The organism is Candidatus Hodarchaeum mangrovi (genome assembly GCF_975850365.1).
Map to the genome: position 1 here is coordinate 1 of NZ_CDLCQJ010000066.1, position 24,814 is coordinate 24,814.

27 protein-coding genes are annotated in these 24,814 nt (G+C 31.7%); 12 read left to right on the top strand and 15 right to left on the bottom strand.

The window, feature by feature from the left end; all coding sequences use genetic code 11:
* Positions 1-723: hypothetical protein (locus ACWVCY_RS06500; protein WP_455141310.1), on the bottom strand; the 723-nt coding region annotated here is incomplete at its 3' end.
* Positions 724-794: 71 nt separating this feature from the next.
* Here ACWVCY_RS06500 and ACWVCY_RS06505 point away from each other — a divergent pair.
* A complete protein-coding gene (locus tag ACWVCY_RS06505) occupies positions 795-2,201 on the top strand; it encodes a hypothetical protein (protein ID WP_455141312.1) in 1,407 nt (468 codons plus the stop codon).
* A gap of 21 nt (positions 2,202-2,222) precedes the next feature.
* Here ACWVCY_RS06505 and ACWVCY_RS06510 read toward each other — a convergent pair whose 3' ends face one another.
* The 4 genes from ACWVCY_RS06510 to ACWVCY_RS06525 form a co-directional block, all read right to left on the bottom strand.
* Positions 2,223-2,972, bottom strand: coding sequence for a ParA family protein (locus tag ACWVCY_RS06510; RefSeq protein WP_455141314.1), 750 nt, complete (start codon positions 2,970-2,972; stop codon positions 2,223-2,225).
* A gap of 23 nt (positions 2,973-2,995) precedes the next feature.
* Positions 2,996-3,529: a hypothetical protein gene (locus ACWVCY_RS06515; protein WP_455141316.1), complete on the bottom strand. Its 534-nt coding sequence runs from the start codon at positions 3,527-3,529 to the stop codon at positions 2,996-2,998.
* A 330-nt stretch (positions 3,530-3,859) separates the two neighbouring features.
* Positions 3,860-4,243, bottom strand: a complete 384-nt coding sequence (locus ACWVCY_RS06520) for a YybH family protein (protein ID WP_455141318.1) — start codon at positions 4,241-4,243, stop codon at positions 3,860-3,862.
* Between the two features lie 115 nt (positions 4,244-4,358).
* Complete coding sequence (locus ACWVCY_RS06525; RefSeq protein ID WP_455141319.1) at positions 4,359-5,891, bottom strand: hypothetical protein; 1,533 nt, start codon at positions 5,889-5,891, stop codon at positions 4,359-4,361.
* A 438-nt stretch (positions 5,892-6,329) separates the two neighbouring features.
* On the opposite strand from ACWVCY_RS06525, the gene ACWVCY_RS06530 reads away from it, so the two are divergent.
* Complete coding sequence (locus ACWVCY_RS06530; RefSeq protein WP_455141320.1) at positions 6,330-6,824, top strand: DinB family protein; 495 nt, start codon at positions 6,330-6,332, stop codon at positions 6,822-6,824.
* Positions 6,825-6,945: 121 nt separating this feature from the next.
* Here ACWVCY_RS06530 and ACWVCY_RS06535 read toward each other — a convergent pair whose 3' ends face one another.
* From ACWVCY_RS06535 to ACWVCY_RS06550, 4 genes are all read right to left on the bottom strand, one after another.
* On the bottom strand, positions 6,946-7,758 hold the full coding sequence (locus tag ACWVCY_RS06535; RefSeq protein ID WP_455141322.1) for a mechanosensitive ion channel domain-containing protein: 813 nt from the start codon (positions 7,756-7,758) through the stop codon (positions 6,946-6,948).
* Positions 7,755-8,366, bottom strand: a complete 612-nt coding sequence (locus ACWVCY_RS06540) for a mechanosensitive ion channel family protein (RefSeq protein ID WP_455141384.1) — start codon at positions 8,364-8,366, stop codon at positions 7,755-7,757. The genes ACWVCY_RS06535 and ACWVCY_RS06540 overlap by 4 nt, the downstream gene beginning before the upstream one ends.
* Positions 8,367-8,952: 586 nt before the next feature.
* On the bottom strand, positions 8,953-10,746 hold the full coding sequence (locus ACWVCY_RS06545) for an aldehyde ferredoxin oxidoreductase N-terminal domain-containing protein (protein ID WP_455141323.1): 1,794 nt from the start codon (positions 10,744-10,746) through the stop codon (positions 8,953-8,955).
* Between the two features lie 11 nt (positions 10,747-10,757).
* On the bottom strand, positions 10,758-11,195 hold the full coding sequence (locus ACWVCY_RS06550) for a 4Fe-4S dicluster domain-containing protein (protein ID WP_455141325.1): 438 nt from the start codon (positions 11,193-11,195) through the stop codon (positions 10,758-10,760).
* A gap of 189 nt (positions 11,196-11,384) precedes the next feature.
* On the opposite strand from ACWVCY_RS06550, the gene corA reads away from it, so the two are divergent.
* Complete coding sequence (gene corA / locus ACWVCY_RS06555; protein ID WP_455141327.1) at positions 11,385-12,491, top strand: magnesium/cobalt transporter CorA; 1,107 nt, start codon at positions 11,385-11,387, stop codon at positions 12,489-12,491.
* Here the strand turns inward: corA and ACWVCY_RS06560 are convergent.
* Complete coding sequence (locus ACWVCY_RS06560) at positions 12,488-13,414, bottom strand: mechanosensitive ion channel family protein (protein ID WP_455141328.1); 927 nt, start codon at positions 13,412-13,414, stop codon at positions 12,488-12,490. The genes corA and ACWVCY_RS06560 overlap by 4 nt on opposite strands.
* A gap of 111 nt (positions 13,415-13,525) precedes the next feature.
* Positions 13,526-14,080, bottom strand: a complete 555-nt coding sequence (locus tag ACWVCY_RS06565; RefSeq protein WP_455141330.1) for a DUF308 domain-containing protein — start codon at positions 14,078-14,080, stop codon at positions 13,526-13,528.
* A 155-nt stretch (positions 14,081-14,235) separates the two neighbouring features.
* On the opposite strand from ACWVCY_RS06565, the gene ACWVCY_RS06570 reads away from it, so the two are divergent.
* The 3 genes from ACWVCY_RS06570 (at position 14,236) to ACWVCY_RS06580 (ending at position 16,519) form a co-directional block, all read left to right on the top strand.
* On the top strand, positions 14,236-14,433 hold the full coding sequence (locus ACWVCY_RS06570; RefSeq protein WP_455141331.1) for a hypothetical protein: 198 nt from the start codon (positions 14,236-14,238) through the stop codon (positions 14,431-14,433).
* Positions 14,434-14,528: 95 nt separating this feature from the next.
* Entirely contained in the window at positions 14,529-15,557 is a 1,029-nt protein-coding gene (locus ACWVCY_RS06575) for a potassium channel family protein (protein ID WP_455141333.1), read from the top strand.
* A gap of 86 nt (positions 15,558-15,643) precedes the next feature.
* Positions 15,644-16,519, top strand: a complete 876-nt coding sequence (locus ACWVCY_RS06580; protein WP_455141335.1) for a hypothetical protein — start codon at positions 15,644-15,646, stop codon at positions 16,517-16,519.
* Between the two features lie 49 nt (positions 16,520-16,568).
* Here the strand turns inward: ACWVCY_RS06580 and ACWVCY_RS06585 are convergent, their stop codons facing one another.
* On the bottom strand, positions 16,569-16,898 hold the full coding sequence (locus ACWVCY_RS06585) for an Hsp20/alpha crystallin family protein (RefSeq protein WP_455141337.1): 330 nt from the start codon (positions 16,896-16,898) through the stop codon (positions 16,569-16,571).
* 104 nt (positions 16,899-17,002) lie between these two features.
* A complete protein-coding gene (locus tag ACWVCY_RS06590) occupies positions 17,003-17,668 on the bottom strand; it encodes a hypothetical protein (protein ID WP_455141338.1) in 666 nt (221 codons plus the stop codon).
* 90 nt (positions 17,669-17,758) lie between these two features.
* On the opposite strand from ACWVCY_RS06590, the gene ACWVCY_RS06595 reads away from it, so the two are divergent.
* The 3 genes from ACWVCY_RS06595 to ACWVCY_RS06605 are packed head-to-tail and all read left to right on the top strand — an operon-like array spanning position 17,759 to position 19,509.
* On the top strand, positions 17,759-18,754 hold the full coding sequence (locus tag ACWVCY_RS06595; RefSeq protein ID WP_455141340.1) for an NAD-dependent epimerase/dehydratase family protein: 996 nt from the start codon (positions 17,759-17,761) through the stop codon (positions 18,752-18,754).
* Positions 18,751-18,975 (top strand): hypothetical protein, encoded by a 225-nt coding sequence (locus ACWVCY_RS06600; protein WP_455141342.1) that lies wholly within the window; start codon positions 18,751-18,753, stop codon positions 18,973-18,975. The genes ACWVCY_RS06595 and ACWVCY_RS06600 overlap by 4 nt, the downstream gene beginning before the upstream one ends.
* Positions 18,976-19,014: 39 nt before the next feature.
* Positions 19,015-19,509: a DinB family protein gene (locus ACWVCY_RS06605; RefSeq protein WP_455141344.1), complete on the top strand. Its 495-nt coding sequence runs from the start codon at positions 19,015-19,017 to the stop codon at positions 19,507-19,509.
* Between the two features lie 556 nt (positions 19,510-20,065).
* On the opposite strand, the gene citF is transcribed toward ACWVCY_RS06605, so the two are convergent.
* The gene (gene citF, locus ACWVCY_RS06610) at positions 20,066-21,610 is read right to left on the bottom strand and encodes a citrate lyase subunit alpha (protein WP_455141346.1); all 1,545 of its coding nucleotides are present in this window, start codon (positions 21,608-21,610) and stop codon (positions 20,066-20,068) included.
* Between the two features lie 195 nt (positions 21,611-21,805).
* Here citF and ACWVCY_RS06615 point away from each other — a divergent pair, with 195 nt between their 5' ends.
* From ACWVCY_RS06615 to ACWVCY_RS06625, 3 genes are read left to right on the top strand one after another with little or no spacing between them, the layout of a single operon-like run.
* On the top strand, positions 21,806-22,369 hold the full coding sequence (locus ACWVCY_RS06615) for an HD domain-containing protein (protein ID WP_455141348.1): 564 nt from the start codon (positions 21,806-21,808) through the stop codon (positions 22,367-22,369).
* 21 nt (positions 22,370-22,390) lie between these two features.
* Positions 22,391-23,527, top strand: a complete 1,137-nt coding sequence (locus tag ACWVCY_RS06620; RefSeq protein ID WP_455141350.1) for an isocitrate/isopropylmalate dehydrogenase family protein — start codon at positions 22,391-22,393, stop codon at positions 23,525-23,527.
* 38 nt (positions 23,528-23,565) lie between these two features.
* Positions 23,566-23,841 carry a MoaD/ThiS family protein gene (locus tag ACWVCY_RS06625; RefSeq protein WP_455141352.1) on the top strand — a complete coding sequence of 92 codons (276 nt, stop codon included), beginning with the start codon at positions 23,566-23,568 and terminating at the stop codon, positions 23,839-23,841.
* 5 nt (positions 23,842-23,846) lie between these two features.
* On the opposite strand, the gene ACWVCY_RS06630 is transcribed toward ACWVCY_RS06625, so the two are convergent.
* On the bottom strand, positions 23,847-24,683 hold the full coding sequence (locus tag ACWVCY_RS06630; protein WP_455141354.1) for a hypothetical protein: 837 nt from the start codon (positions 24,681-24,683) through the stop codon (positions 23,847-23,849).
* Positions 24,684-24,814 lie beyond the last annotated feature (131 nt).

Sequence of the window (24,814 nt, forward strand, 5' to 3'; positions counted from 1 at the left end):
GAAGTAAGGATTGAATTCATTCTTGTTAACATATTTATTTATATCGATTGTCATATTAAGTAATGATAATGAATAATATGACCATTCTAATAAGTTATCATTCTCATCATATGAATTATAGGCAAGATTGTAGAACAACATAATTCCACTTTGTTTGTCATAATGAAACTCGAAAATATTTGTATAGTATGCTTCATTGAGTAAAAAACTTGATACATTTCTTACTTTGCTATATTGAGCTATCCATATATCTCTCGTTTGATTCATCCAAAGGAATTGCGATGAATTAACTATCTGAAAGGTTTCGCTCATAATATTAACATTTGTATTTAATGCAATTCTTTTTTCACATGAACTGATCCACAGAAAAGAGAAAATTGATCCTATAGTCGCCATTCGTGTTTTGATGTCATATACCCAAAATGAATAAACGTTTATAATAGGATTAAAAGGAGTAGCATTTATTAAACCAATAATTTCCTCAAATTTTGTTTCGAAGATTGAAATATGGGATGAATTTTTATCGATTACAATAAAAGATTGTGTTCCAGTGTTTTTTCCAAAATCAATTGAATTATTCTTTCCCTCCCATTTTCCGTCTATTGAATATGAAAGTTTATCCCCTACTTCGAAAGGACAACAAACACTGTTTCTTATTGTAGGATTAATTGGAATAATTGTCCCTAGCAAGATTATGGTTATTATTTCATTTAATAACTGCATACAGATAAACCATTTAGATTTCGAATTTATAATCTATAAATTTCTATATAAGTTTAAGATAATAAAGTTAAATGAAGAATTCAAATATCACTCTTGTGAAAACTTTTCAAATTTTTAGTAGAATCATTTTATTACAAGTTTTAATTTCATTAGCAATCGTATGCAGCTATTCAAACTTCGTTCATGCATCTATTGAATCAGAGTTTAATTTAAAATGGCAAACAGATTCCAATAAAGGTTTTATGATATCTTGGATGAATTTAATAGGTGCAGAAAACTGGGAAGAGGGAGCTGATCTTCTTTGGGTAGAGGAAAAGATCTATGTAGTTGGCACAATTTATGGTCAAACGACTCAGATAGGCTTATTTGAAGTAAATGCTTCGAGTGGAGGTCTAATAGCTGGAAATACTTTTGAAACGATGAACGGAGAAGAATATACATGGGTTAATAGTATTCAAAAGGATGAAAAGGATATCCTTTATCTTGGAGGAACAATTCAAATTAGTGGAAAGACTTCATCGGATTACAACTTATTACTAGTTACTTACGACATTCAAAATAGAAAATGGATTGACTTTTGGAATTGGGGTACAAAAGAACCCGAATATGGCAGTGAAATGATACTTGGAAATGATAGAATGATCTATTTTTTAGGAACACAACAAAATTATACTGACACAAGTGATATTGTGATTATTAAACTTGATCCTCAGAAATTAGAAAGTAAAAATGAGACCATTTGGGTTAATTTTTATGGAGGAGTGGGAAATCAAGAGGGAAATAGTCTACTCTATGGTACTGATGGATATTTATACGTTTTAGGAACACAATTTGCAGATAACAATGATAATTATTGGATTCTATATAAAATAGATCCCTATACAGGACAAATTGTTTGGAATATATCAGGAGGCACATATACATCCACAAAAGGAGTAAAAATAATACAAGATTCTGCTGATGCTATCTTCTTAGTTGGTAGTATTCAGAGTAAAATTTTAGAAGATGAAGATACATTTGTTTTGAAGATAAATAAAATTACTAAAAAGGTTGAATGGTTTACTACTTGGGGAACAGATAAATTAGATATTGGAAATGATATTTTAATTTTTGATGAAAATTCCCTCGTTGTATTAGCAAACATAAATATTACATCTATAAATGGCGGGGAAATCGCTTTAATAATGTTAGATATAATAACAGGAGAAATTGAATCAAATTTTATCTACGGAGGATCACAAGATGAGCTAGGAAATCGGATATTAATAAATTCTAATAAAAAGGATGAACTGGTTCTGCTAGGAACCATAGATACATCGTCGAAAACAAAATATGACTTAGATATATTTATTGTTAAAATGATTTATTCAAATAATATAACTCATTATTTTGACTCAAATTCTGGGACTTTTTTCGGATTAACACTCCTAATAATAATTTGTGGTCTGCTAATAATAACACATAAAAGAATTTCCTAGTTATGGTTAGGGAATTGAAAGTTAATTTACTGCTACTAATTTATTCAAAGCTCTTTGAAGTGCTTGATTAAATTCATGTTTCAAAGGAAATATCTTTGAATTATGAGCCATTTCATATGCTATATTACACGAACAAGAAATCTGACCAATAAATTTAATCCCTTCTTTCTCTAATTCTCCAACCCAATTATCTAGATCTTCTTTCATTTCCACTTCTGGAACTTGATTGAATAAGGCATAAACATTCCAGCTACTTATAGGCTTTGCTCTTTTATAAAGAATCTCAAGCATTATTTTTGTACCATTTACTTCATAAGAATTCGGACGAAGTAATAGAATCGCTTTATTTGACAAAGCAATAAGATTAACAACAATTAAATGCCATCCTGGGGGTGTATCGAAGATAATAAAATTATAATCTTTTTCAAGGCTTTTGAAGTCTTCTATCATATTTTTAAGAATAGAAAGAAACCATTCTTGATCTGAACTCATAACTTTTTCATTTGGATCAAATTTCTTATTTGTTAATACAATGTCTAAGTTTGGTTTGACTTCATGTTCAATTACATCACCAAAGTTCGCTTTTCCATTTAGATAATCATTGAAATAGGCATTAGGTTCCCGTTTAAAAATATCAAAAAAAGAAGGCATCATAAAATCATTTTCAATAAGCAAAACTTTATTTTCATTTGATAATATATTCGCAATATTTACAGCTACTGTTGTTTTACCTGTTCCTCCCTTAAAACTATGAACAAGTATTTTCTCCATTGTTCAAACACACCTCCTCATATTTAGTGAGCATAATAATAAATTTTGCCTTGTGCCTCTCTGAAATCAAGTAGTGCTTCTCTCATAAATTTCTCAAGATGTTCTCGGATAATTAATGGATCTTTCTTGAGGTAGGTAACCAAATCCTCTATTGTTACCCCTGGTATCTTTTGTAACTGTAATTCGAGTAGTGCAACAGCTGTATCGTTTTCTTCTTGTGAGAGTGTTTCTCGCATACTCCAATTCTTCAAACTCCATTCTTTCTTTAATGTTGATAAAAATTCACTTATTGCTCTCTTAATAAAATCATCAACACTAGCAATAGCGTATCTTATTTTAATATGACGACTAGAAATTATTGTATGGATTTCATTAAATAAATCCTTGTCGATTTCTAAGGTTGTCCCATGATAGACCTTATTAACACAAAAACGAAGAACTTCGGCTTTATTCTTTAACTTAAATTCTTTCTGGACGCTTTTAAACTTTCTAGCATCTTCTTCATCGAGGTCAACCCGAATTGGAAATTTCTTATGTTTTTCACTATCATTAGACACTGATTCCACCAGGATTTTATGATGTGAATAGATATTCTTATAACTTGCGAAAAATAATATTTGTTATTATGATATAATATTCATCATGTTTTTTGATACTTAGTATTCTCTTGGTAAACTATTATATACCTAATCCATAAGATTTCAACTCTTAGCAGTATCTAAGAGTATTTTTTCTTTTCTTTAATTACTAGATTGCTAAATTATGTTATAGATTTGACTTTAGAAACTAAGAATTTATGGGGGAAGAAATCCTAGTAATAAAGATAGAACAAACTATTAGAGCAGAAAGTTCAACCATAGCTCTAGCATAACAAATAACAAATAGTATCATGCGTTAAAATTGAAGATGTCTCTGGCAATCTTCCACGAGCCATCATCCTGTTTTTCAAAAATTGTTAAGAATTTTCCTTCTAGTTTCGTTATTTCCCCTTCTTTGGGAGCTGTCTCAAGCCAGTAATTTCCTCGTGAAAAACCCCAATCACCAGCTTCCCTAACTTCCTCACTATTGATTACCATGTCTGAAGGTGAAATCTCCTTCATACTTTTGAAAAAAGCAGAAATTTTCTCTTTTCCAATGTTAAGAGGAGCATTTGGTGGCATCTGTATCCCATCATCAATCCATAATTTAATCCAACGATCTAAATCTCCTTTCTTGACTGAAGAAGCATATTCTTTCCATATTTTTTCAATTTCATCTTTTAAACTGGTCATAAAATCTCACATCCTCAAAGGATAATTATCCTAATCTTAATGATTTATCATCTATCCTTAAATATTTTTCGTGATAATGATTTGATGATAAGAATAGTACTTCATCTCAGATGATTTAATGTATCATTTTTTGGACTTCTTTAAGATATTCCTCTATTTGAACTTGTTTAATTCTATCTTTTACTGAAATCCCAGCAGCATCCCATTTCATAAATTCTCTATGGATCCATTTAATTTCAGAACCTATCTTTTTTTCCATACGATAAAAGTTATTAGTTTCTGCTACCTTTTTGGCTTTTTCAAGAATAAATAAAGCTTCTTTAATCTCCCCTTCAATAAGAAATAATTTGGCTTTTAATAAGGAAAGCTCAACTAGTTCAGGGGAGAATATTTGGTCATTCAATTTTTGGATATGGTTATCAATTAAATTTCGAACTTCCAACATTATCTGATTGTCTTCTGATAGTTTAAATTCTTCTAGATAAAGTTCCGCAAGATGGATTATTACAAGATAGGAAAAGCTTTTGTCTGAGGTAAGCCAAACATAAGAACCATGTTTTTGGATTTGTCCATCTTCATTTAATAGTTCAAGAAGTATCTTCTGAGCTTGAGCCTTATCACTAAACCGTGAACTAGATTTCAGAAATATAGCTTCAGTAATAAGATTATGTACTTTTACTCGATCACTTGTTGAGTCCTTACAAACTTCTTTCAATTCATCAAGACACTGTTGCGCCTTAGAACGGTTCTCAGAATCGATATATAATAGAATCAGAGGAATAACACAATAAGAGAGTATCATTGGATTTCCTACTTTAATAGATGAACCAAAAGACTTTTCTAGCATAATCTCTGATTTTTTTAATTTTCCTTCTTGATAGAACATCAAACCTATAAGGGAATTAACTAAATTTAGACCTTGGAAATCATTAATTAATTTAAATAACTCTAATGCTTGAGAAAAGTTCTTTTTAGCCTTTTTAAAATCTCCTCTTTGCAAAAAAAATTGGCCCTGCCATGCTTTTACCCAAGCTATACCTTGTTTAGCATCAATTGAATTATATACTTCCATACATTCGTCTAGAAGATTAAAGAAGTTTGAAGTATCACCTTTTTCCAATTTTAAAAATGCCATATAATACAAGGATTTAGCTTTAATTAGAAGATTTAATTGGTTATATTCCAAGCTTTTTTGGAAATAATTCCATGCTAAATCATTTTTAAATTTATAAAAATAAGCAATCCCTATGAAATAATAAAGAAAAGGTTCCCAAAATGACAGGATTTTAGGATCTACTGATACTCTTATTTCGTTTTGTTTTAATAATGTTATTGTATTAATTCCTTCCCTAATAGCCTCGTCAAGTCTCGTCTGAGTTATAAATAAATTAATGCTTGATATTTGATTTATAAAACTCGATGAAATTGAGACTTTGAAATCAATCTTTGAGAACTTGGATATAAGACTTTCAGCTTCACTGACGTCTCCAAGTCGAATCAATGTTCTACTGTGATAGAAAAGATAGATAGCTTTTTCCATATCTGTTAATTTTGATAATGGGCGATTGTACGTAGACTTGGCGATTTCTTCAATAAGCAGTGAATAGTTTCCAGTTACATATAGGTTTTCTAAACCATTTTGATTCATTTATAGGTCCTTTTTCCCCAGAATTTCATATTCAGATTATATTCCTATACTTAACTAATTGTCAAAGTGATAATTTAAATAGATTTTTCTCAATATTAGATCTAGAAATTATATTTTCTACGATTTTATTTGGGAATTAAGAGCATGTTTAACCGATTATCTGAATTATTTATCAGAAATCAGAATTAAATTTCCACAATAGCTTCGTAAAAATTTCTCGGGGAGTTGAGGGGCATCAATAAAAGTCTCAGATAGCGGAGAATTACTTGGTATGTTAGAATGAAATGATAGAATACCTTAAATAGAGGATTTGACATATATTTTCAATCGCTTTAACTTCAAGTTAAAACAGGTATTTTGTTTACGATAATACCAAATGAGATTCTTTTAATTGTGGGACAAGGAAGCATATCTGTATTAACGAAAGGAGGATATTAGATGTCTAGATTAGAATCTGCTAAACAACAATTAGATTATACTCTAAATCATGCTATGAGAACTCTTGACAAAGCTATCATGCTTATCCCTGATGACAAACTTAACTGGAAACCAGTTGATGATGCCAAGAGTGCAGGGGAATTAGGTATACATGTGTATATGGGGACATTAGCTCATTTTACAGGTACTTTGAAAGGAGAATTCTCTGATGACGATTTCTCTATTATTCCATTTGACCCTGAAAAGGTAAGTACTGCTTCTGAAATTGTAAAATATGGTGAAAAGGTAAAAGCATATGTAAAAGACAATTTACCTAAATTAACAGATAAGGATATGGAAAAAATTGTTACATACCACTGTTGGGGTGGTTTAAAATTTGGTAGTTATGAATCATTATTATGCAATTTAGAAGAAACCGTTCATCATAGAGGCCAATTATGTACTTATCTCCGTATGTTAGGAATAAACCCACCATTTATTTATGACATGGAATAAAGATAAAAATTCATTTAATCACAATAATGAGTAATATCTTTCACTTTTAAGACATGAATCTCTTTTATAAAACGAATAGTTATGCAAATATTTTCTCAATAGTCTTAAATTTCTTGGATGATTAATAAAACTCTGTAATAAGATCATTACGGAAATCTTGGATATTCTCAAGTAAAATTGTAGGACTGTGTGTTGTAACAATAATTGTATATTGCATTCGAAATCCAAGACAAGTAAGAAAGAACTCTGGTTTAAAGCCAAAAATTCCAGCATAAATTTCACAAATCTTTAAAATTCTTTTATTGGTTTGATTTAAATCTGCTATTGGTGCTCCCCAAAGGAATGTATATCTAACAACTTTATTTTCAATTAATCTTCTAGCTAACAACCGAAATTCATCAAACTGGGAGTAATTATCTTTTTTTCTAGATCCAATAGGTCCTAAATAGGCATTATAATTAATAATATTTGAACGAAGAAACATTCTATTGGGAACTAAGTGGAATATATTATTTGAGGTTCTAATCTTTGTATAATTTAATGCAATTTCCACGATCTCTCCTTTAATCTCATCACTAATTTTAATAAAATCGCTTACAGCAATTGGTCGAATTAATAAGATATAAAGACCCGCAATAAAGTTACTGATCCATTGAACAGAACTAAAGGAAATTATGGCACCAATGATCGCAGAAAAACCAAATATAGATTCAATAGATAACCTTAAAGTAAAAAATACCAAGTATATTATTGCAAAAAATGTAAAAATTCGTATGCTAATTTTAAAAGTGTTGATTATTTCTTTAGAGCTCTTTTTCTTTGTTCTTAATCGGAATTTTAAGAAAATTATTACAACTTTTTGAAGAAGAACTAATACAAAAATTCCAAGGATCAACATTATTAATCTAAGTTCCAAAGTCTCTAATATGTTCATTCTTGACCCTCCTCTCGCAATGATTGATAAACATGATTAATAATAGATTCCAGGAAGAATGGGAGAGCATTGTAAATTGTATATGCGTCAATCGCAGTAATAACAAGATTTGTTTCTAGTCTAAATTCATATTTAGTAAAATAATAATGAGGACGAAATCCAAAAGGAACTGTAAATTCATCACAAACGATATCTAATTGTTTTTTAGCAAATTCCATGGTAATAGGAGGATCTTGAATGTCTAGTTTCAATTCAATCATGGTTCTATATCTGGTACACTCTTGAGTCTCTTCATTCCACCATAAAGAGGGAGATCGAGATCCTTTTGATGTTGTAACCTGTTTGGACTTTATTTCTGTAGAATAATTGAGTAGAGAGGTATTAATTAGATTTGCATTAGGAATTCTTACTTTAGTTTTATCGATTTGTACAATTTCTGTATAGTTTAATCCAATTTCTTCCACGATTCCCTCAATACCTTGAGTACGTATCATATCTCCTACCACAAAAGGTCGTGTCAAAATGATGTAAAGACCAGCTACTACATTATATGCTACATTGGTAGAAGCTACACCAATTGCTGTTGCAAATATGGCAGCAGACCCGATTAAGAATTCAAAATTTACTCCTACAAAAAAAAAAGAAAATAAATAAAAGGCTTAAGATTACTGTTATTTGTAATAAGCTAGTAAAAATCTTTAAAAGGTTTTTAATCTCATGATGCTTTCTTAAACTAAAATTAATAACTCTTTTAATTATTTTACCTGAAATAAGGGTAATTAAAGTGCCAAATATGAAAATTATAAAAAAAATTAGTGAATCATTTATTAAGGAGTCTGATGTTTGTAAAATAATCATCAACATTCAATTTCTTCTCTTTAAAATGGTGAAAAATAGCTTTGTGATAATTAAATAAGCGTTTAAGATTTTCATTAATAAGCTATCTGGTTAATCCTTTTAAGCTAATACAAAATGATTTATTAAAATTTGTCCTAATTATTAGTTTATGAGTCATAGAATGTTAAAAAAAACCTTTATTCTATATAATGGCCAACTATCTGTCTAAACTCATTTATTCATTAATATAAATCAATATTCTTTATCAGTTTAGTATTTTGAGTACTCAAATCCAATTACGTTTATATTAATATTATAAATAATATTAATTTTTTCCGATTTTCTTCATTATTAGGATTAAATATTGATTGAATAACGAGAAGCCATTAAATTTTGGAATATCGGGAAATAAGTTTCATAAAAAACATTTTCTGGTATAACCCCGTGAGCTGTTGGCATCTGGAAAAACCTAGCTGACAAATTTTCAAAAATAGAACGATATTGTATTCCAAACTTTAATTTAGTTTGAATTCTAGCAATTTGGATTTCTTTTCCAATTGTTAATAGGTCATCATGTGATTTTTCAATCCCAAGATTGGAAAAACACTCAAGAATAGTCGAAGCGGGATAAAGATTTCTAGCAAATAAACAAAGAACTAATGAGTTTAATACATTCCTCCACTCTTCTTCTATCATCAGCTCTTTGACAATTTCTTGAGGAGTAAGTTTTGTACGAAATATTTTTTGATCCAATGCATATCCTGCGTTATCTAAATGAGAATGTCTCCCTCCAATAAGATGTCCTAACACTGTTAATGGTCCTGTACTATATCCTGCAGGAGGATTTGAATTAATTAAGACAGAAAAGTCTTTTCCACCATACTTTGCGACTAGAGAATGTATTCCTTCTCCAGCATACCAAAAAAGATCCTTCTCTTCCTTGTTACGGAATGCAATCAAGTTAATTATTGTTAGAAAGTCTTGAACATTACCAAATCGAATACTATGGCCTTTTGTATCTTCAGAAGTGATCACTCCTTTTTCGTATGCCTCTGCTAACCAACCTAAAACATTTCCAATGGTAATAGCGTCGAAACCAAGACGTTCAGCTTGTTCTATTAATTTTAAAACATCAATTCCATTACCAATCTCTAGATTTGAACCAAGAGCATAAAGAAGTTCAAAATCATAAGGAACTGTAATAGAATGGATATCAGCGGGCGAATCTGTACCGTAACGTTCTCTGAGTATTGCTATATGGATACAACCAACAGGACAGGTATTACATGATACACGTCTCCCTAAATATTCTTCAACAAATTTTTCCCCTGAGATTTCTTGAGCCAACTCAAATTTTCCTTTTTGAAAGTTTCTAGTAGGGAGCCCATTTATTGCATTTAAAGGTAAAATATTTTCTGGTGTTCCTAAAACGTGGTATTTACGCATAGTAGAACTGTTAACAGCTTCGTTCCATATGTTTTTATAGGTTCTAAGATATTCTCTTCTATTGATAGGGGATTTATCTAGTAAAATATCTTTATCTCCGGTAATAACAAGTGCTTTTAACCCTTTTGCGCCCATAACAGAACCTACTCCTAATCTACCAAAATGGCGGAAGGAATCTACTATAATATTTCCATATAAAACACCATTCTCACTTGCAGGACCAATTCGAATCGAAGAACGACGACCAGATCCAACAGGAATTTTCTCTCTAAGAATTTGTCCAATTGTTGTTGTATACATATAAGCAAGGGGACCTGATTTATTTATTTGAACATCGTCTCCAGTAATTGTAATATAACATGATTTCTCCGACTGTCCCTTGATTATAATAGCACCTAAACCTGCGAAACGCATTGCTAGAGATAATCTTCCTCCTGCATATGATTCTCCTAAATCTCCTGTCAGAGGGCTTCGAAATACAACTGCAGTTTTTGAGATGATTGGATAGAACGTTGATAATAAGCCAATACTAAAGATCAGCGCATTATCTGGACCAAGCGGATCAGTGTTAGCAGGGACGACTCTATTTAAAAGATTTATACCAACTCCGACTCCTCCAATCCACTTTTCAAATAATTCAGGATTTGAATAACGTTTAATTTCTGCAGTGGTCAAATCAATCTCTAAAATATCTAAATCTGTCATTTTTTTATCCCTCAAAAACCTAGTCTTGGTTCCTCCATAATTAAGACTCCTGTCGGACAGAATTGAGTACAAATGCTACATTGCCGGCAAACGATAGCTTTTCCGAGATCTCTATCAATATGAATCGCACCTGGTATAGGACATGCGTCAACACACTCTCCCTTACATTTATTTATGTCACAAATTTCTCGATCAACTAATACTCCTCCTGATTCTTTAGGACGAGCCTTTATTGCATTTGGAACAGGACATACAGGAACACAAGGAGGATCCGTGCATCCACGGCATACTATAACAGCAAAAGATCCTTCATAACCACCTATGGTTCGTATTCGAATCGAAGATCTATCAACGCTTAATACTCTTTCATTTGTTCTTGCACATGCAAAAACACATTGATAACAGCCTACACATCTTTGTAAATAAGCAACGCGCAACCGTTTACCCATTTATTAGACCTTCCTTGAATTGATTAATAAAAATAATCATGACTTTTTTATATAGCTAGTTATCCCATAAATTTTATTGAGAATATGTTACTTACTATAGATGGAGAACAAACTATATAGAGTTTTAAGCTATACTGTAACAAATCTGTTAATTATAAAAAGAATTTCAAAATTTTTTAGGTGATAATAGTGACAGAAATCATTAAAAAAACGATAGGAAGAGCTGGAGGAAGACCAAAAATAACCAAGAAAAGAGAAAGAAAAATTGGGCTTCCTCCCGGAACACCAATCTTTATAGGCCGCAAAAAAATTGAGAAAGTTAGAATATTTCTTATCGAATATAATGAGGAATTTTATAATGAAGCTGAATTTCAATCAGCAACAGAATGTTTTCCAATTAAAGAAAAGAAAACCATTTCATGGATAAACATCACAGGGTTACATGATGTTTCAATTCTGGAAGAAGTCGCAAAAAATTTTGATTTACACCCTTTACTTCTAGAGGATGTATTGAATACAGATCAAAGGCCGAAAATGGATGATTATGATAACCACATTTACTCTGTTTTGAAAATGCTAGACTTTGATGATGAAAGACAATCAATTGTGATTGAACAGGTTAGTTTGATCTTAGGCTCAAATTATGTAATATCATTCCAGGAACAACCAGAAGATGTCTTCGATCCTGTGAGAGATCGTATAAAAAGTAAGAAAGGAAAAATTCGGAGTTATGGAGCTGATCATCTGTTTTATGCTCTATTAGATGTAATAATAGATCATTATTTTACTATTCTAGAAAAATTAAGTGATCATATTGAATTGTTAGAAGAAGAAGTTGTTACTGATCCTACAATTAGAACCTTACAAGCAATTCATATGTTAAAAACAAATATTATATTTTTAAGAAAAGCTGTCTGGCCTTTAAGAGAGCTAATTAGTCTTTTAGAGCGAAGTGGCTCAAAAATGATTACTACTAATACCCAAAAATATTTACGTGATGTATACGATCATACAATACAGGTGATTGATACAGTCGAAACTTTACGTGATATAGTTTCAGGAATGCTTGATATTTACCTATCCAGTTTAAGTAATAAGATGAATGAGGTTATGAAGGTCTTAACCATAATATCAACAATTGTGATCCCGATGACAGTAATATCAGGAATTTATGGAATGAATTTTGCTTCAATGCCCGAATTGAGTTGGCCATTAGGCTACCCAATGGCACTATTCTTCATGTTAATAATTGCGATTGTTATGATAACATTTTTTTGGAGAAAAAACTGGCTTTAGAGATTTTCTTGTCGTTTGATTATATGATAATTGGCTGATAATGAGGTCAAAAAGTCACCTGTAATATTTAAAAGTTTTGTTGCACTATCAGAGACCAGATTTATTTGAAATGTTGTATCTAAACGATTACGTGAATAAACAAACCATGTAACTGGCTCTGTTAATTTATTATTAAACTCTTCAGCAGTTTTTTCAATTGCTCTTACTGACCAAATATGTTGATCATCAGAGTTAGCTCCCCACATTAAAGGATATACAAAACGTCTCTTAAAATCCTTACGAAATAAAAATTGATCTTCAGTCGTTCTTGTATTTATAATAGATTGGCCTAAAAACCTCGCATTGGAGACTAAGATTGTGTTTCCTGTAGGTAATGTAATCTTTGTATAATTTATTGTAATTTCCTTAACTCGACCCTCAACTCCTTTTGAATCAGGGAGAATAATATAATCTCCTATTAAAAACGGACGAGTTCCCATGATATAGAGACCTGCAAGAAAATTTCCAACAGTTGTGGTGGATGCGAACCCAATAGCAGCTCCTAAAATAGCTGAAACACTTAATAGGGTTCCCTCGAAAGCTGGGAAGTTATTTAGAAAGCCAATTATTGTTAAAGGAATTATTAGCATTCTTCCTAAAACTCTTAATGTGTTAATAACCGTTTTAGTCATTTTAGGCTCTAATTGAGAAATTATTAGACCCCAGATTGTGAATAAAAAGATCCCAATTAAAATCCAAAGTAAAAATTGTGTAATAACATCATATAATCCATTATAAGCAGAAATAATTTCAGTAAACTCTGCTAAATTAGGATCCCATCCAAAAAATTGGATATCTAGTTTTGAATTATGAATGACTCCAAATATTGCCAATATTAATAGAATAATTGCCCCAATAAATAGATTTTTTTTGTTTACTCTCATAGATATCACCTCTTAGTTAATTAATGTAATTTTCTATCCTAATGCTTGTCTAATGATTTTTTAGAAAAAATTTATGATCTTTCTGGTTCTTTCTCATCTATATTCTTTCGATTATGTTTGCCTTACCACATAACAAGAAAATCCAGTAATCATCCGTCCAATTCCAGAGCTTATAAAGCCTATTGCAAGGAGAAAAATCAAGGTTACGATTCCTAATTCTGGGAATAATATCACTAAGATCGAAATAAAAATTGAGACTCCTCCAAATAGGATCAATATAAATCTAAACCATCTAGGAATGAGAAAATCAGTTAAACTAACTAGAATCCTAGCTAATCCTTGTGTTAAAAGGCTAAGAGCTAAAAGGAATATTAAAAACTGTTCTCCTAGGACTTGGAACAATAAGATACAAACTCCTAAGACTATCCCAAATCCTCCGATTAACATATTAAAGATACGTGTTGGTCTAGTAAGATGCTGATCAAATAGTCCATTAATACTTCGACTTAATCCTGCAAAAATCACGATAATGGAGAGGATAAGGATTAAGGAACTAATGGCTAGTTCAATATTTGTAATGACAAAAATAGAAAGAAAAAGAAAAACTAAGCCAACTGCTATATTATAAATGCGTAACCAGATAGGAATTTCAACAGTTAATTGCATTGCAAGCACCAATAACTAAATTAAAAGAATGTAGAGAAAATACCATAGATTTCATGATTTGTGAAAGATTGAAATTTAAAATCGTTTATTTGTACTAATTCTTTTATATGTTAATATTAGAAAAATGAATAATGAATTTTGGAGGTTTAATTACATTGAGTGATAAATTAAAGGAGAAAGCACAAAAAAAAGTTAAAGAAGCTAAAGAGAAGATGAAAGAGGCTAATAAACTTGAAGTAAAAGCCATCGGAAAGAAAAAAGAGGCTATTATGAAATATAAAGATGCTAATAGGATTAAAAAAGAATTAAAAACAAAATTGGATAAAAATTCAAAAATGAAGAACAAAAAATAGAATTTACTATTCAATTAAAGTATTGCATCGAAGCCAAAAGCCTTGTATTCAAATCCTTAGATGAATGGAAACGTATTTTCTGGAGAAATATAAATATGAAGATATTCCTCCGATCATTTGTTATAGTTTTTAGTAGGCTAAAGTTCGTTTTATTATATCTACTACTATCAATTTTAATTGGAACAATTATTTTTCAGTATTATTATTCTTCTGAATACGATCTACAGTTTAATGGAAATATTATTGATTCTTCGCTTGCTACAATAGCTTTAATGTTTGCAATGGACATCTATTCATTCCCATATGAAGGATCAATCATTTTAAAACTTATTTATGTACTATATCCTTTTCTGGGGTTGATAATAGTTGGAATTGGTATTATTGAGTTTAGTGTTGTTGCATTTACATTTCGAAACCGAATGACTGAATGGAATAAATGGATGGCAAAAACAATGAATAATCATACAATTTTGGTAGGTTTAGGGAATGTAGGCACTCGAATTTTAGAGGAGCTCATTTCCCAAAACATTTCAACAACTATAGTAACCTTGGAGTCAGAAAAGCACACCGAATTTGTAGAGCAATTATTAGAAAATAGGGAAGTTGCAATAATATTTGGTGATGCATCTCGGAAGAAAACTCTACAAGGTGCTGGTATTACGAAAGCTAGAGCATTGATTGTTGTAACTAATGATGATTTGGAAAATTTTAGGATTGCAATCAAAGCAAAAGAGCTGAATCCAAAGCTACGGACTGTCATCAGAGTTTTTGACCAAGTCTTTGCCCAAAAAGTGACAGCTATCTTTGGAATAGATGCTGCAATAAGTACTTCTGCTATCACTGCCAGAACATTTGTTGCTCGGTCATTTGAAGATGGAATTATTCAAACTTTTCAATCAAAGAAAACAGGGAGAGATTTTCATCTATTGGAATTGACCCTAAATGCAAATTTTACACCTGTAACAATTGAATCTCTTGAAGCTGAATATGAAATAACTATTCTTGCTATTAATAATATAGCTCATCCAGATTATGATGATAAAGTCGAGAGTGGTGCAAAAATATTATTGCTAGGAGATTTAACTGCATTAAGACGTTTAAAAGAACAATTTTGCTATCAATAATAATCTTTTATTCGTATCGTGTTAGGAAAGTTAATAAGGAAAAAAATTAGTAACTTATAGGCTGTCTGCTTGGAGAGGAAACTTGGATGGAAATTGAATTTAATGGCATTTCAGGAGTTGAATTACGGACTATTTGTGATAATAATGGTTTAAGTAATGCAGAGATTCTTCCTCTTTCACGAAGGGACACAATTTGTCCTAAAGAGGAAATTCAGGAGTTTGGAGACGGAGAGAGTTATTATTTAATAGAAGAATCATGTTGGCGAGGTTATTATTTTTGTGGTGATGTTCAATGTGGTAGGACTCCAACGCATCGTCCAGCTGGAACTGCAGCTTCTCATCCAATTAGTCAAGGAAGAGTAGGTAGAAAATATCGCGGACGAAGTTCAAGTAGTCCTGGTTGCGATTGTTCAGGAACAGATTGTTCTAGTACATCTACTGATTGTGAAGGAAGCAATAGCGATTCTTTAGGAGCAATTGCCATCTTTCTTCTAATAATTGCTATTATTGTAATAATTATTTGGTTACTGCCTTTTTTAATTCCTATCTTTATCGGATTAGCAAATCTTGGTTTAGCAATATTGTTTGCTTTATTTGATCTTTTAAGTTTTGGCATTTTTCGTAAAAGATACAAACGCGTATTAGTTCATTTTCCCCAAGAGCCCTCAAGGGATCAATTAAAGAAAGTTATTGCCGATTCTGCAAGTATGGGGGGATTACCAAGACGTAATGTCCCCTATTTAAACAAATCTTTCTATTCAAATGGATTTTGGTTATTAAGAACTGGTACATATTTAGTTATTCCAGCAATGTTCGCTACTATACTAGTTATAATAATCCATCCGAGCAATAACTTTATCTTCTTCGCTCCAATTGTTTCTTTTTGTGTAGCATTATTCCTTGTTTTATTTGGGAATTTTTTGGTAGGCCGTAAAGCTAAAGCGGTTACTCAACTCAGCTAGAAAAAATGAGCTATAAAAAAGAAAAAAAGATAATTAAATGTAAATTGTCTTAACTGACTGCTATTTGCTTTGCTTCTGCGAAAGGATCAGGACAATCCATAGGAACTTCTACAGTCAACATTCCACTATCATAATTGGCAGAAACCTCGTCGATGAACGCTTCACAACAAAATGAGACTTCACTATAATAGTCTACAGCATCACTACGTGGAGCAATCAAACGAATACCATCTTTTATAACTTTAAGGTCAATTTTTTCTTTTTTTGCACCAGGAATCTCAAACTTGAATGTATAAACAGCATTACCGTCATCGGAGCAACCACATTCAAAATCTGTGTCTGGTCGTACAAAAACACGTTTTTTTTCTTCATTTGTCATCATATATCACATTCAGAGCAATTTTGCTTGAATAGCTATAATTATTTAGTAGCAAATATCATTAACTATAGTTAATTTCGTAATTTTATCTATAAATATCAGAATTAGTGTAAATGAAATGCCTCTTTATGAGCATTTTTCCCAAGATAGACTCGTGTTATTAGAAATAAAATCCATGAAGGTAACATTAGTAACATAAACATTGTAGAAGTAAAATAAACATCTATCGTTATTACTAAAAACGCTATTCCTAAAAAAAGACTCGCATGCTGGATTAATCGAATTAAGTTTGGCAATTTTACAAGATATCGACTGTAGGATATAACTATTAATAATAATCCAATAATAAAAAATTCTCTAGTATTTTGGAATAGAAAAGAGTTAATGCTAATAAAATAAAATAGGAAAATAAATTCACTAAGTAAGAGACCAATAAAACTTCCCAAACAACCTACACAGAAGCTCATATTCTTTACTTTTAATTCATGAAATGCTCGGATCTCCAGAGGGTGATGAGTAAAATTAATGTAGACTTTAGGTTTATTATTTATCCAAGCAATTTCAAGTTGAGCAAGTCGTGGGAATATCAAAAGTCCTGAGAACATAAAAATTCCTAAAATAAACTGTCTAGTATCCCACATTTGATCAAGAGGGTTGATATAAATGGAATTAATTATATTTAATACATGTATTGAGAATAAAAGAAGAATAAAAGGAGAGAGAGAAAGGACGACCTTTTTTACTGAAGATCTCTTCAAAATATTAGTCAAGATTATCACTGTTTTTAATATAATATTTAAGATAAGGTCAAAAAGAGTATTAAATGCCTTTTTCTAAAACTTTCGACTGGGATGAAATATTTGAAAGTCTTTGTAACTGGAGGAACAGGGTTCATTGGGAGTCATATTATTGAGTGTTTAGAAAAAGAGTACACTCCAGCAGACATTGGGTTGTTAGTTAGGAGAAAAGAGAAAGTTAAGGATTTAATTTCAAAGGGGATGACAATCTATGAAGGAGACATAACCAATCTTGATAATTTATTTAAAATTCTAAACGATTTTAATCCGCAATTCATCATACACGCAGCTGCCATAGCTGACGACTGGGCTCCTCTCTCTGAATTAATGAAGGTTAATGCTGAGGGGACATCTAATATTATTGAAGTAATGATAAAATCTCAAAGTGGGAACCATTTGATTCATATTTCTTCCTCTGGTGTTTACCCCAGGATTGAAGGAGTCTATATATCTGAAGAAATGCGGTATGGTCCTCAAGGTAATTATCATAAAAGTAAAGTTGCTGCTGAAAAATATATTAAGCAAGCATTACTTGCAAAAAAGATCAGGGCCACCATTCTTCGTCCTCCTAATGTCATGGGACCTCGGGATACTACTCAAATGACAAAAATCGTTAATGCAATCCAAAATAATAAATTTCCACTTATTCGCAAAGGAAGAGCCTTACAAACTTGGGTTAATGTTGAAGATCTTGCACATGCTATTATTCTTATTATAAAAAATCCCGATGTGGCTAATGGTCAAATCTATAACCTAAAATCATTTGAAATTTCGGTAAAAGAACTTTATGATCAGATTGTTACATCCTTAAATATTAAAAGTTCCCCTAAAGAATATCCGTATAAACTTGCATATTCTATTGGATATCTTAGTGAGATTCTCAGTAAAATAACTAAGAAAAAGTCTACTTTAAACCGTTACCGCATTATTAAATTTGGTAAAGATCGTTTATTTGATGATTCCAAGATCCGCAACGAATTAGGATATTCTCCTCGAATTTCCGCAGAAGAAAGTATAAAACGAACTCTAGAGTGGATGGCACAGATGGATCTTTTATGAGTTATTATCAGTTAAGATCAAAATTTATTGTATCAACATTATTATTTGTGATTTGGCTAGCATGTATGTTACCTTTAATAATTTTACTAGTTTTAATCAAATATGAAGTGGAAAACCAGAGTGCATATTATCTTTTCTTCTTCTATCTTATTTTGGGTATAATTTTTGGATGTTTTGGAATATATTATTATTGGCAAGTGAAGAATTATCCTCAACAATAATTCTATAAACATACCAATATGCTCTAATCAAGGATAGCAATGCAGGTCAAAGATGTAATTAAAACTTTCAACTATGCATTAGAAAACCAAATCCGTTTTATCATAAAAGATTTATCAGTTGAAGATTTTTCTTGGAGACCTGAGAATTCAGCACCAAGTATTGGATGGACAATTGGTCACATTTTAGTGAATCATGATTTTACAATTAATCATCGTGTTTGTGGAAACCAGATTGCATTTTCTAACCTTATTCCCGTTTTTGGCTTTAATACAGAAGGAGATTTACCAAAAGATCAAACAATTGATCAGCTACTTGAGAAATTAAAGATTCTCAATGTTACTATTACAAAAGTTATTTTGTTAAAAGAAAATGAGTGGTTTGAACAGATCGCTAATACAGAAGGGTTTCCACCGAATTGGCAAGGAAAAAATATTATGAAAGTGTTCGTGCTTCATTTTAACCATTGTTTTACCCACTGTGGCCAAATTTTAGAAATTAAAAGGCAATTAGGTAAGGGTGCTTGGGGATTTTGAAATTTGCTTGATGGTCTAATGCTAAAACAGTGATAGAAGTATTTTAAGTAAAAAAATGGTAGATTATACAAATTTTCAATAGTAATCATGCTTTAAAGACAGGTAGCAATTTGTATATATTCTAAAAACTGAAAATAATTAAATGAGGATTTTATAATTATACTGGTGGAAATAAATAGTTCCATTATTAGATTTTATAACAACAAATATTCATCTTTTTGTTTCATTAGGATTAGGGTTGCTTATTCTTTTAGTTGCAATATTTTCATATCAGCAAACTAGACATAATGGTTTTCTATTAATAGGTATTGGTGAATTTTTGTCAATAATCTGAGTACTTTTTTATCTTTTTGTGCTCCAAGGGGCATTTTTAATACCAAATTTGTCTTCTATGGGCTTTTCATTTTCAGAGATTGGAAAAATTTCAGCTGTGCTTGGATTCATTTCTTTAATTCTTTATATATTACAGACCAGGTTATTTGTGATTGCCTTAGAATTATTTTCTGATAAAATTAAGCGAAGCTCATAGATGTCCTGAATAAAAATTTTCGAAAAATTACGTATTAACCTGATAAACAACATCAAGAAGAGTTCCATCACGATATTCAACAGCTGTCACGATTTTATCAGTAAATTCTGGTTCCATAGGAGACGCAAGACTATAAGCCTCATCACGTAAATCGTTAATCGACCTTACAGGTATTCCAGCTTTTTCTAATTGCTTGATCAAATCCTTTCTTCGGGGATTAACAGCAATACCATTATCAGTTACAATTACATCTATTAATTCTGAAGGTGTGGAAATCGTGGTTACCTTATCAAGAATAATTGGACTTTTACGAGCTAATGGAACAGTAATAATGGTTAAACGTGCAGCTGCTGCATCTGTATGTCCTCCTATTCCATGAAGGAGAAGGCCATCAGAATGAGTATTGACATTCACGTTGAAATCAACATCCACTTCGGTTGCTCCAAGTGCTACTACATCAACATGGTTTGCCAAAGGGCCTCCAGGCGCCCAAATATTATAGCTATTATGTGCACTACTTTCAATGTGTCTTGGATTATCTCTTAGCGATTTTATGGCATCCAAGTCGAAACTTTGTCCATCGTAGATACAACGGAAAAGATCATCTTCGAGTAAATCAACTGCCGCTTTTGTAGTCCCCCCATGAACAAAACTACCCTCTATTTTTTCTTCTGCCATTATCTCTCGTAAAAATTGTGTTGTCGCCAAACTTACTCCGCCTGCCCCTGCTTGGAAACTAAATCCATTTTTCACATAACCAGCAGCTTTCGCTATATCAATGACTTGTTCTGCAATCTTCAAGTGAGATTCTGTTACATTTTGAGCTAAGCTACCAGCTATAATTTTTTTAGGATCACCTATTTTATCTATTGTCAATATATAATCAACATTTGAACCTTGAATACTTACAGGATATACAGGTTCTTCAGTAAGGTTATCTGTAACTAGAACGACACAATCCGCATACACAGAATCTGTATCATTCGCAAAACCATTTGCACCAAATGCAGAGGGACCTTGAACCCCATTCATATTTCCTGTAATAACATCAACCGCTGAGGCTGCAATGAACGCAATATTTAAATGTAATTCTCCATATTCAACAGCTCGTGCACGTCCTCCATGACTCCTCAAACTTGTAGGAATATTTATTTCTCCTGTTGAGACAGCTTGACCAATAGGTCCATTCATCGAACCACTAATGGCACCAATGACACCTGAATGTATATGTTCAATAAGAGGTTCATGGTTTGGAAATAAAGCCGTAGCTGCTAATGTAAGGTTCTTAAGACTCATTGTTGCTATTGTATCCATTATGTGATTAATAACAAGATCACCATATCGAAGACAATGATGAAAACTTATTGTCATTCCGTCTTGTAATTTAATTTCGTGGATAAGACCTTCTAGATCGTCGAATATACGTTTCTTAATAGGAGTGGTAATTGTAGAAGCAAATTTCCTTCCTTGTTTGAATCCCATAGGATTAGTTGCATAAGCTCCTTTATAAGGGTTATATTCTCGCTCAAAAAGAATACCAGGAACTTTTCGACCTACAGCATTAATATGCATAATTAAAAACCTCTCTTTCATGATCATTGAGTTAACTGATAAAAAAGGAGAACATAACATAAACTTTTGTAAAAATCTATCAACAAATCAATGAACATCGATTATGAAAAAATTTTATTTTCATTTCTAAATTTAGAGTTTTTCAGATGCAAAGGATGATTAGTATGGAATATCATCTATAGGGTTAAGATCAATATGGAAAAAAAGGAATCTTATATTGAAGAAAAGTTTGGTACATTATTAGCTCAAGTAAAGGATCAGTTATTAGTATCAAAGGCAAAATTGATTATTTTAGATCTAATGGAAAACGGAAATGGAGGTAAGGGGTGGGATAATTGGGAAATGCCTTTTACATTAAATATGCAATTCGATGCACGATATACATTAGCTCATCACACCTATTGGGTTACTAAAATTGCGTTATCGGTAGCACAAATGTTTGAAGAAGCTATGAACATTCCTATTAATTATGATTTTCTTATTATTGGAGGATTACTACATGATGTTGGTAAGCTTGCTGAATCAGAGGAAAAAGAAACTTCTTTTACTCGAGACACGGATATATTTAAGCAATTTCGTCATCCTGCTTATGGAGCAATGGTAGCAAAACAACATGGACTCCCTGATGAAATATGTCATATTATTCTAGCTCATGCACACGAAGGTGATGAACTCTATAGGAGTAAAGAAGCTCAAATCATTCATAGAGCTGATTTCATATATTATGGTACATTACGTAGTCATTTAGGCCTTAAATAATTAAACATGAGGAAGAAATTAATGACCAGAAAGTATAAAATTGCATTTATGCCTGGGGATGGAATCGGTGTTGATGTTTTGGCAGCAGCAAAGGTTGTTCTAGATGTATCAGATTTCAATGCTGAAATAATCCCTTTAGACATTGGATTTACAATATTTGAAAAGGAAGGTGAACCTCTTCCCGAACGTACGATAGAGGGATTGAAAGAATGTGATGCAGCATTCTTTGGTGCGATAACAAGTAAACCTCGTACAGATCCAGATGTTCAACGAATCGAAAGAAAATATGGGACCATTTACAGATCACCAATAGTAAGACTTCGCCAAATTTTTGATCTCTACTCAAATATGCGTCCATCAAAAAGCTATGAAGGAAACCCTTTAAATTTCCGAAAAATAGATGGATCTATACCGATGATTGACATCGTAACTTTCAGAGAAAATACAGAAGGATTGTATTCGGGGATTGAATTTGATAGTTTAATTCCTGAATTAAAAGTATTACCAAAATTTAAAGAATTTCAACACCGTACTGGTGCTGAAGATTCAGATATTAGAATAAGTTGTCGTGTTTTCACTCGAAATGGATGTGAACGGATAATTCGGAAAGCTTTCGAATATGCAGAGATTACAAAAAGAAATAAGGTTACTGTAGTCCATAAAGCTAATGTTATTAGAGCAACTGATGGAATGTTTCTAGAGATAGCAAAAAAAGTAGCAGAAGAGTACCCTGAAGTAAAGTGGTGGGATGAAAATATTGATGCAACAGCTATGTGGCTAATGAAAAGACCTGAGGAATATTCAGTGATTGTCTCTACAAATATGTTTGGAGACATTATTACTGATCAAGCAGCAATGTTAACAGGTGGATTAGGCTTTGCTGCCTCAGCTTCAACATCAAATGATTTTGGAGTTTTTGAGCCCAATCATGGATCAGCTCCTAAATATGCTGGCCAGAATAAAGTAAATCCAATCGCTGCACTAAAATCCATGGGATTAATGTGGGAATGGTTAGGAGAAACAGAATTAGCTGATAAATTAGAAATGGCGATCTCACAAAATATCAAAGAAGGAAAGATTAGGACATATGATATGGGTGGGACCAGTAGCACAACTGATGTTGCCAAGGATATTGCACAAAAATTCACTACAGATTAAACTAATTCTATTTATCTAAAAAGACTCTGGGTATCTTAATGAATGTTAATATCAATTTTTATGGTCCATTAGAAACATGGGCTGGAAAAAAATCATTCATCGCAAAAGGAAATACTGTTTATGAAGTATTGGCATCTCTTGAGACCCAAATTGGTAAATCTGTTCTAGAACATCTTCTTACCGATAAAGGTGATTTAAAAAGCCATTTTCACATTTTATTAAACGGTTTAGATATTGAAGCATTGAATGGATTAAAAACAGAAGTTAAAGATGGCGATGTTATTACCTGTGTCCCCCCTGTCGGAGGTGGATAAGATTTTCATTCTTTTAGCATCGCCAGACAGTTTTGGACTTCTTTTGGGAAATTTTTAACCAAACGATTTTTTGTAAGATTCTGTTTTAGGATCCAGTACACATCCTTATCTGATTTTTTGATCGTCTCTGTGATAAAAGGCCATCCTTTATCGGGATTGAAGTACACAATAACGCTTAGAGTATAAGCTAATCCTTTTTTTAATGTTTTAAATTCTTCTGATTTCCTTTGGTCGTCATCTAAGTTATAAATGGAAGTGATAATTATTTTATGAAGTTCAAACGCTTGATTACTTTGTAGTTCTTGATTTAAATATGATGATTCAGCTAAACTTGCCACAATTGCCCTCTGAACTAGGAATTTCTGAGATTTATTTAATGGTTTGATCCACGCAAGATATAATTGGTATATTTTTAGAGGAAACGTATCATAAAGCATCGATAACCCTTTAGCTGCAGCTTCACGAATCCGCCATCGAACATCTGAACAAGATTCATGCAGAACTTGCACACATTTGGAAAAATACTGAGTACAAGAGGTACCAATTGATCCTAATGCCCAAATGCCACAAAAAGGAAGAAATTCTTTAGGATTATTTGTTGGAGCTACTTCAGAAGAATTTGATATTAAATCCAAGAGGAGATGGATAGTTCTTTCAGGATTTAGGATTGAAAGTTCTCCAATAAGATCTTTAAACGCACTTGCTAATTCTAAATTTGCACGTCGTCCTGGAAGAGCGCTATTTTTTACAAGATACAATGAAAGTTCTTGAGATGACCCTGTACTAATGAATTTATTGTATAAAGGACGTAATTCCAGAAAATATTGTTCTTTTTTACCCAAAATGAGTAACCTCGTAAAAAATTCTTTCTTGAAATAAAAATAATTCTGTTTGATTTAATGAAAAAGAAAATAAATTAAATTTTGGAAGGGGTATCGAAAAATTAGATTCAAATTTTAATGGAGGAAATTGG

Excerpts from the sequence above, each read along its gene's own strand:
- ACWVCY_RS06530 (WP_455141320.1), top strand. The coding sequence starts at position 6,330 with ATGTCTAGATTAGAATCTGCTAAACAACAATTAGATTATACTCTAAAT.
- ACWVCY_RS06625 (WP_455141352.1), top strand. The coding sequence starts at position 23,566 with ATGAATGTTAATATCAATTTTTATGGTCCATTAGAAACATGGGCTGGA.
- ACWVCY_RS06575 (WP_455141333.1), top strand. The coding sequence starts at position 14,529 with ATGAAGATATTCCTCCGATCATTTGTTATAGTTTTTAGTAGGCTAAAG.
- ACWVCY_RS06605 (WP_455141344.1), top strand. The coding sequence starts at position 19,015 with ATGCAGGTCAAAGATGTAATTAAAACTTTCAACTATGCATTAGAAAAC.
- ACWVCY_RS06580 (WP_455141335.1), top strand. The coding sequence starts at position 15,644 with ATGGAAATTGAATTTAATGGCATTTCAGGAGTTGAATTACGGACTATT.
- ACWVCY_RS06505 (WP_455141312.1), top strand. The coding sequence starts at position 795 with ATGAAGAATTCAAATATCACTCTTGTGAAAACTTTTCAAATTTTTAGT.
- ACWVCY_RS06535 (WP_455141322.1), bottom strand. The coding sequence starts at position 7,758 with ATGAACATATTAGAGACTTTGGAACTTAGATTAATAATGTTGATCCTT.
- ACWVCY_RS06545 (WP_455141323.1), bottom strand. The coding sequence starts at position 10,746 with ATGACAGATTTAGATATTTTAGAGATTGATTTGACCACTGCAGAAATT.
- ACWVCY_RS06600 (WP_455141342.1), top strand. The coding sequence starts at position 18,751 with ATGAGTTATTATCAGTTAAGATCAAAATTTATTGTATCAACATTATTA.
- ACWVCY_RS06565 (WP_455141330.1), bottom strand. The coding sequence starts at position 14,080 with ATGCAATTAACTGTTGAAATTCCTATCTGGTTACGCATTTATAATATA.
- citF (WP_455141346.1), bottom strand. The coding sequence starts at position 21,610 with ATGCATATTAATGCTGTAGGTCGAAAAGTTCCTGGTATTCTTTTTGAG.
- ACWVCY_RS06620 (WP_455141350.1), top strand. The coding sequence starts at position 22,391 with ATGACCAGAAAGTATAAAATTGCATTTATGCCTGGGGATGGAATCGGT.
- ACWVCY_RS06560 (WP_455141328.1), bottom strand. The coding sequence starts at position 13,414 with ATGAGAGTAAACAAAAAAAATCTATTTATTGGGGCAATTATTCTATTA.
- ACWVCY_RS06615 (WP_455141348.1), top strand. The coding sequence starts at position 21,806 with ATGGAAAAAAAGGAATCTTATATTGAAGAAAAGTTTGGTACATTATTA.
- ACWVCY_RS06510 (WP_455141314.1), bottom strand. The coding sequence starts at position 2,972 with ATGGAGAAAATACTTGTTCATAGTTTTAAGGGAGGAACAGGTAAAACA.
- ACWVCY_RS06550 (WP_455141325.1), bottom strand. The coding sequence starts at position 11,195 with ATGGGTAAACGGTTGCGCGTTGCTTATTTACAAAGATGTGTAGGCTGT.
- ACWVCY_RS06520 (WP_455141318.1), bottom strand. The coding sequence starts at position 4,243 with ATGACCAGTTTAAAAGATGAAATTGAAAAAATATGGAAAGAATATGCT.
- ACWVCY_RS06525 (WP_455141319.1), bottom strand. The coding sequence starts at position 5,891 with ATGAATCAAAATGGTTTAGAAAACCTATATGTAACTGGAAACTATTCA.
- ACWVCY_RS06585 (WP_455141337.1), bottom strand. The coding sequence starts at position 16,898 with ATGACAAATGAAGAAAAAAAACGTGTTTTTGTACGACCAGACACAGAT.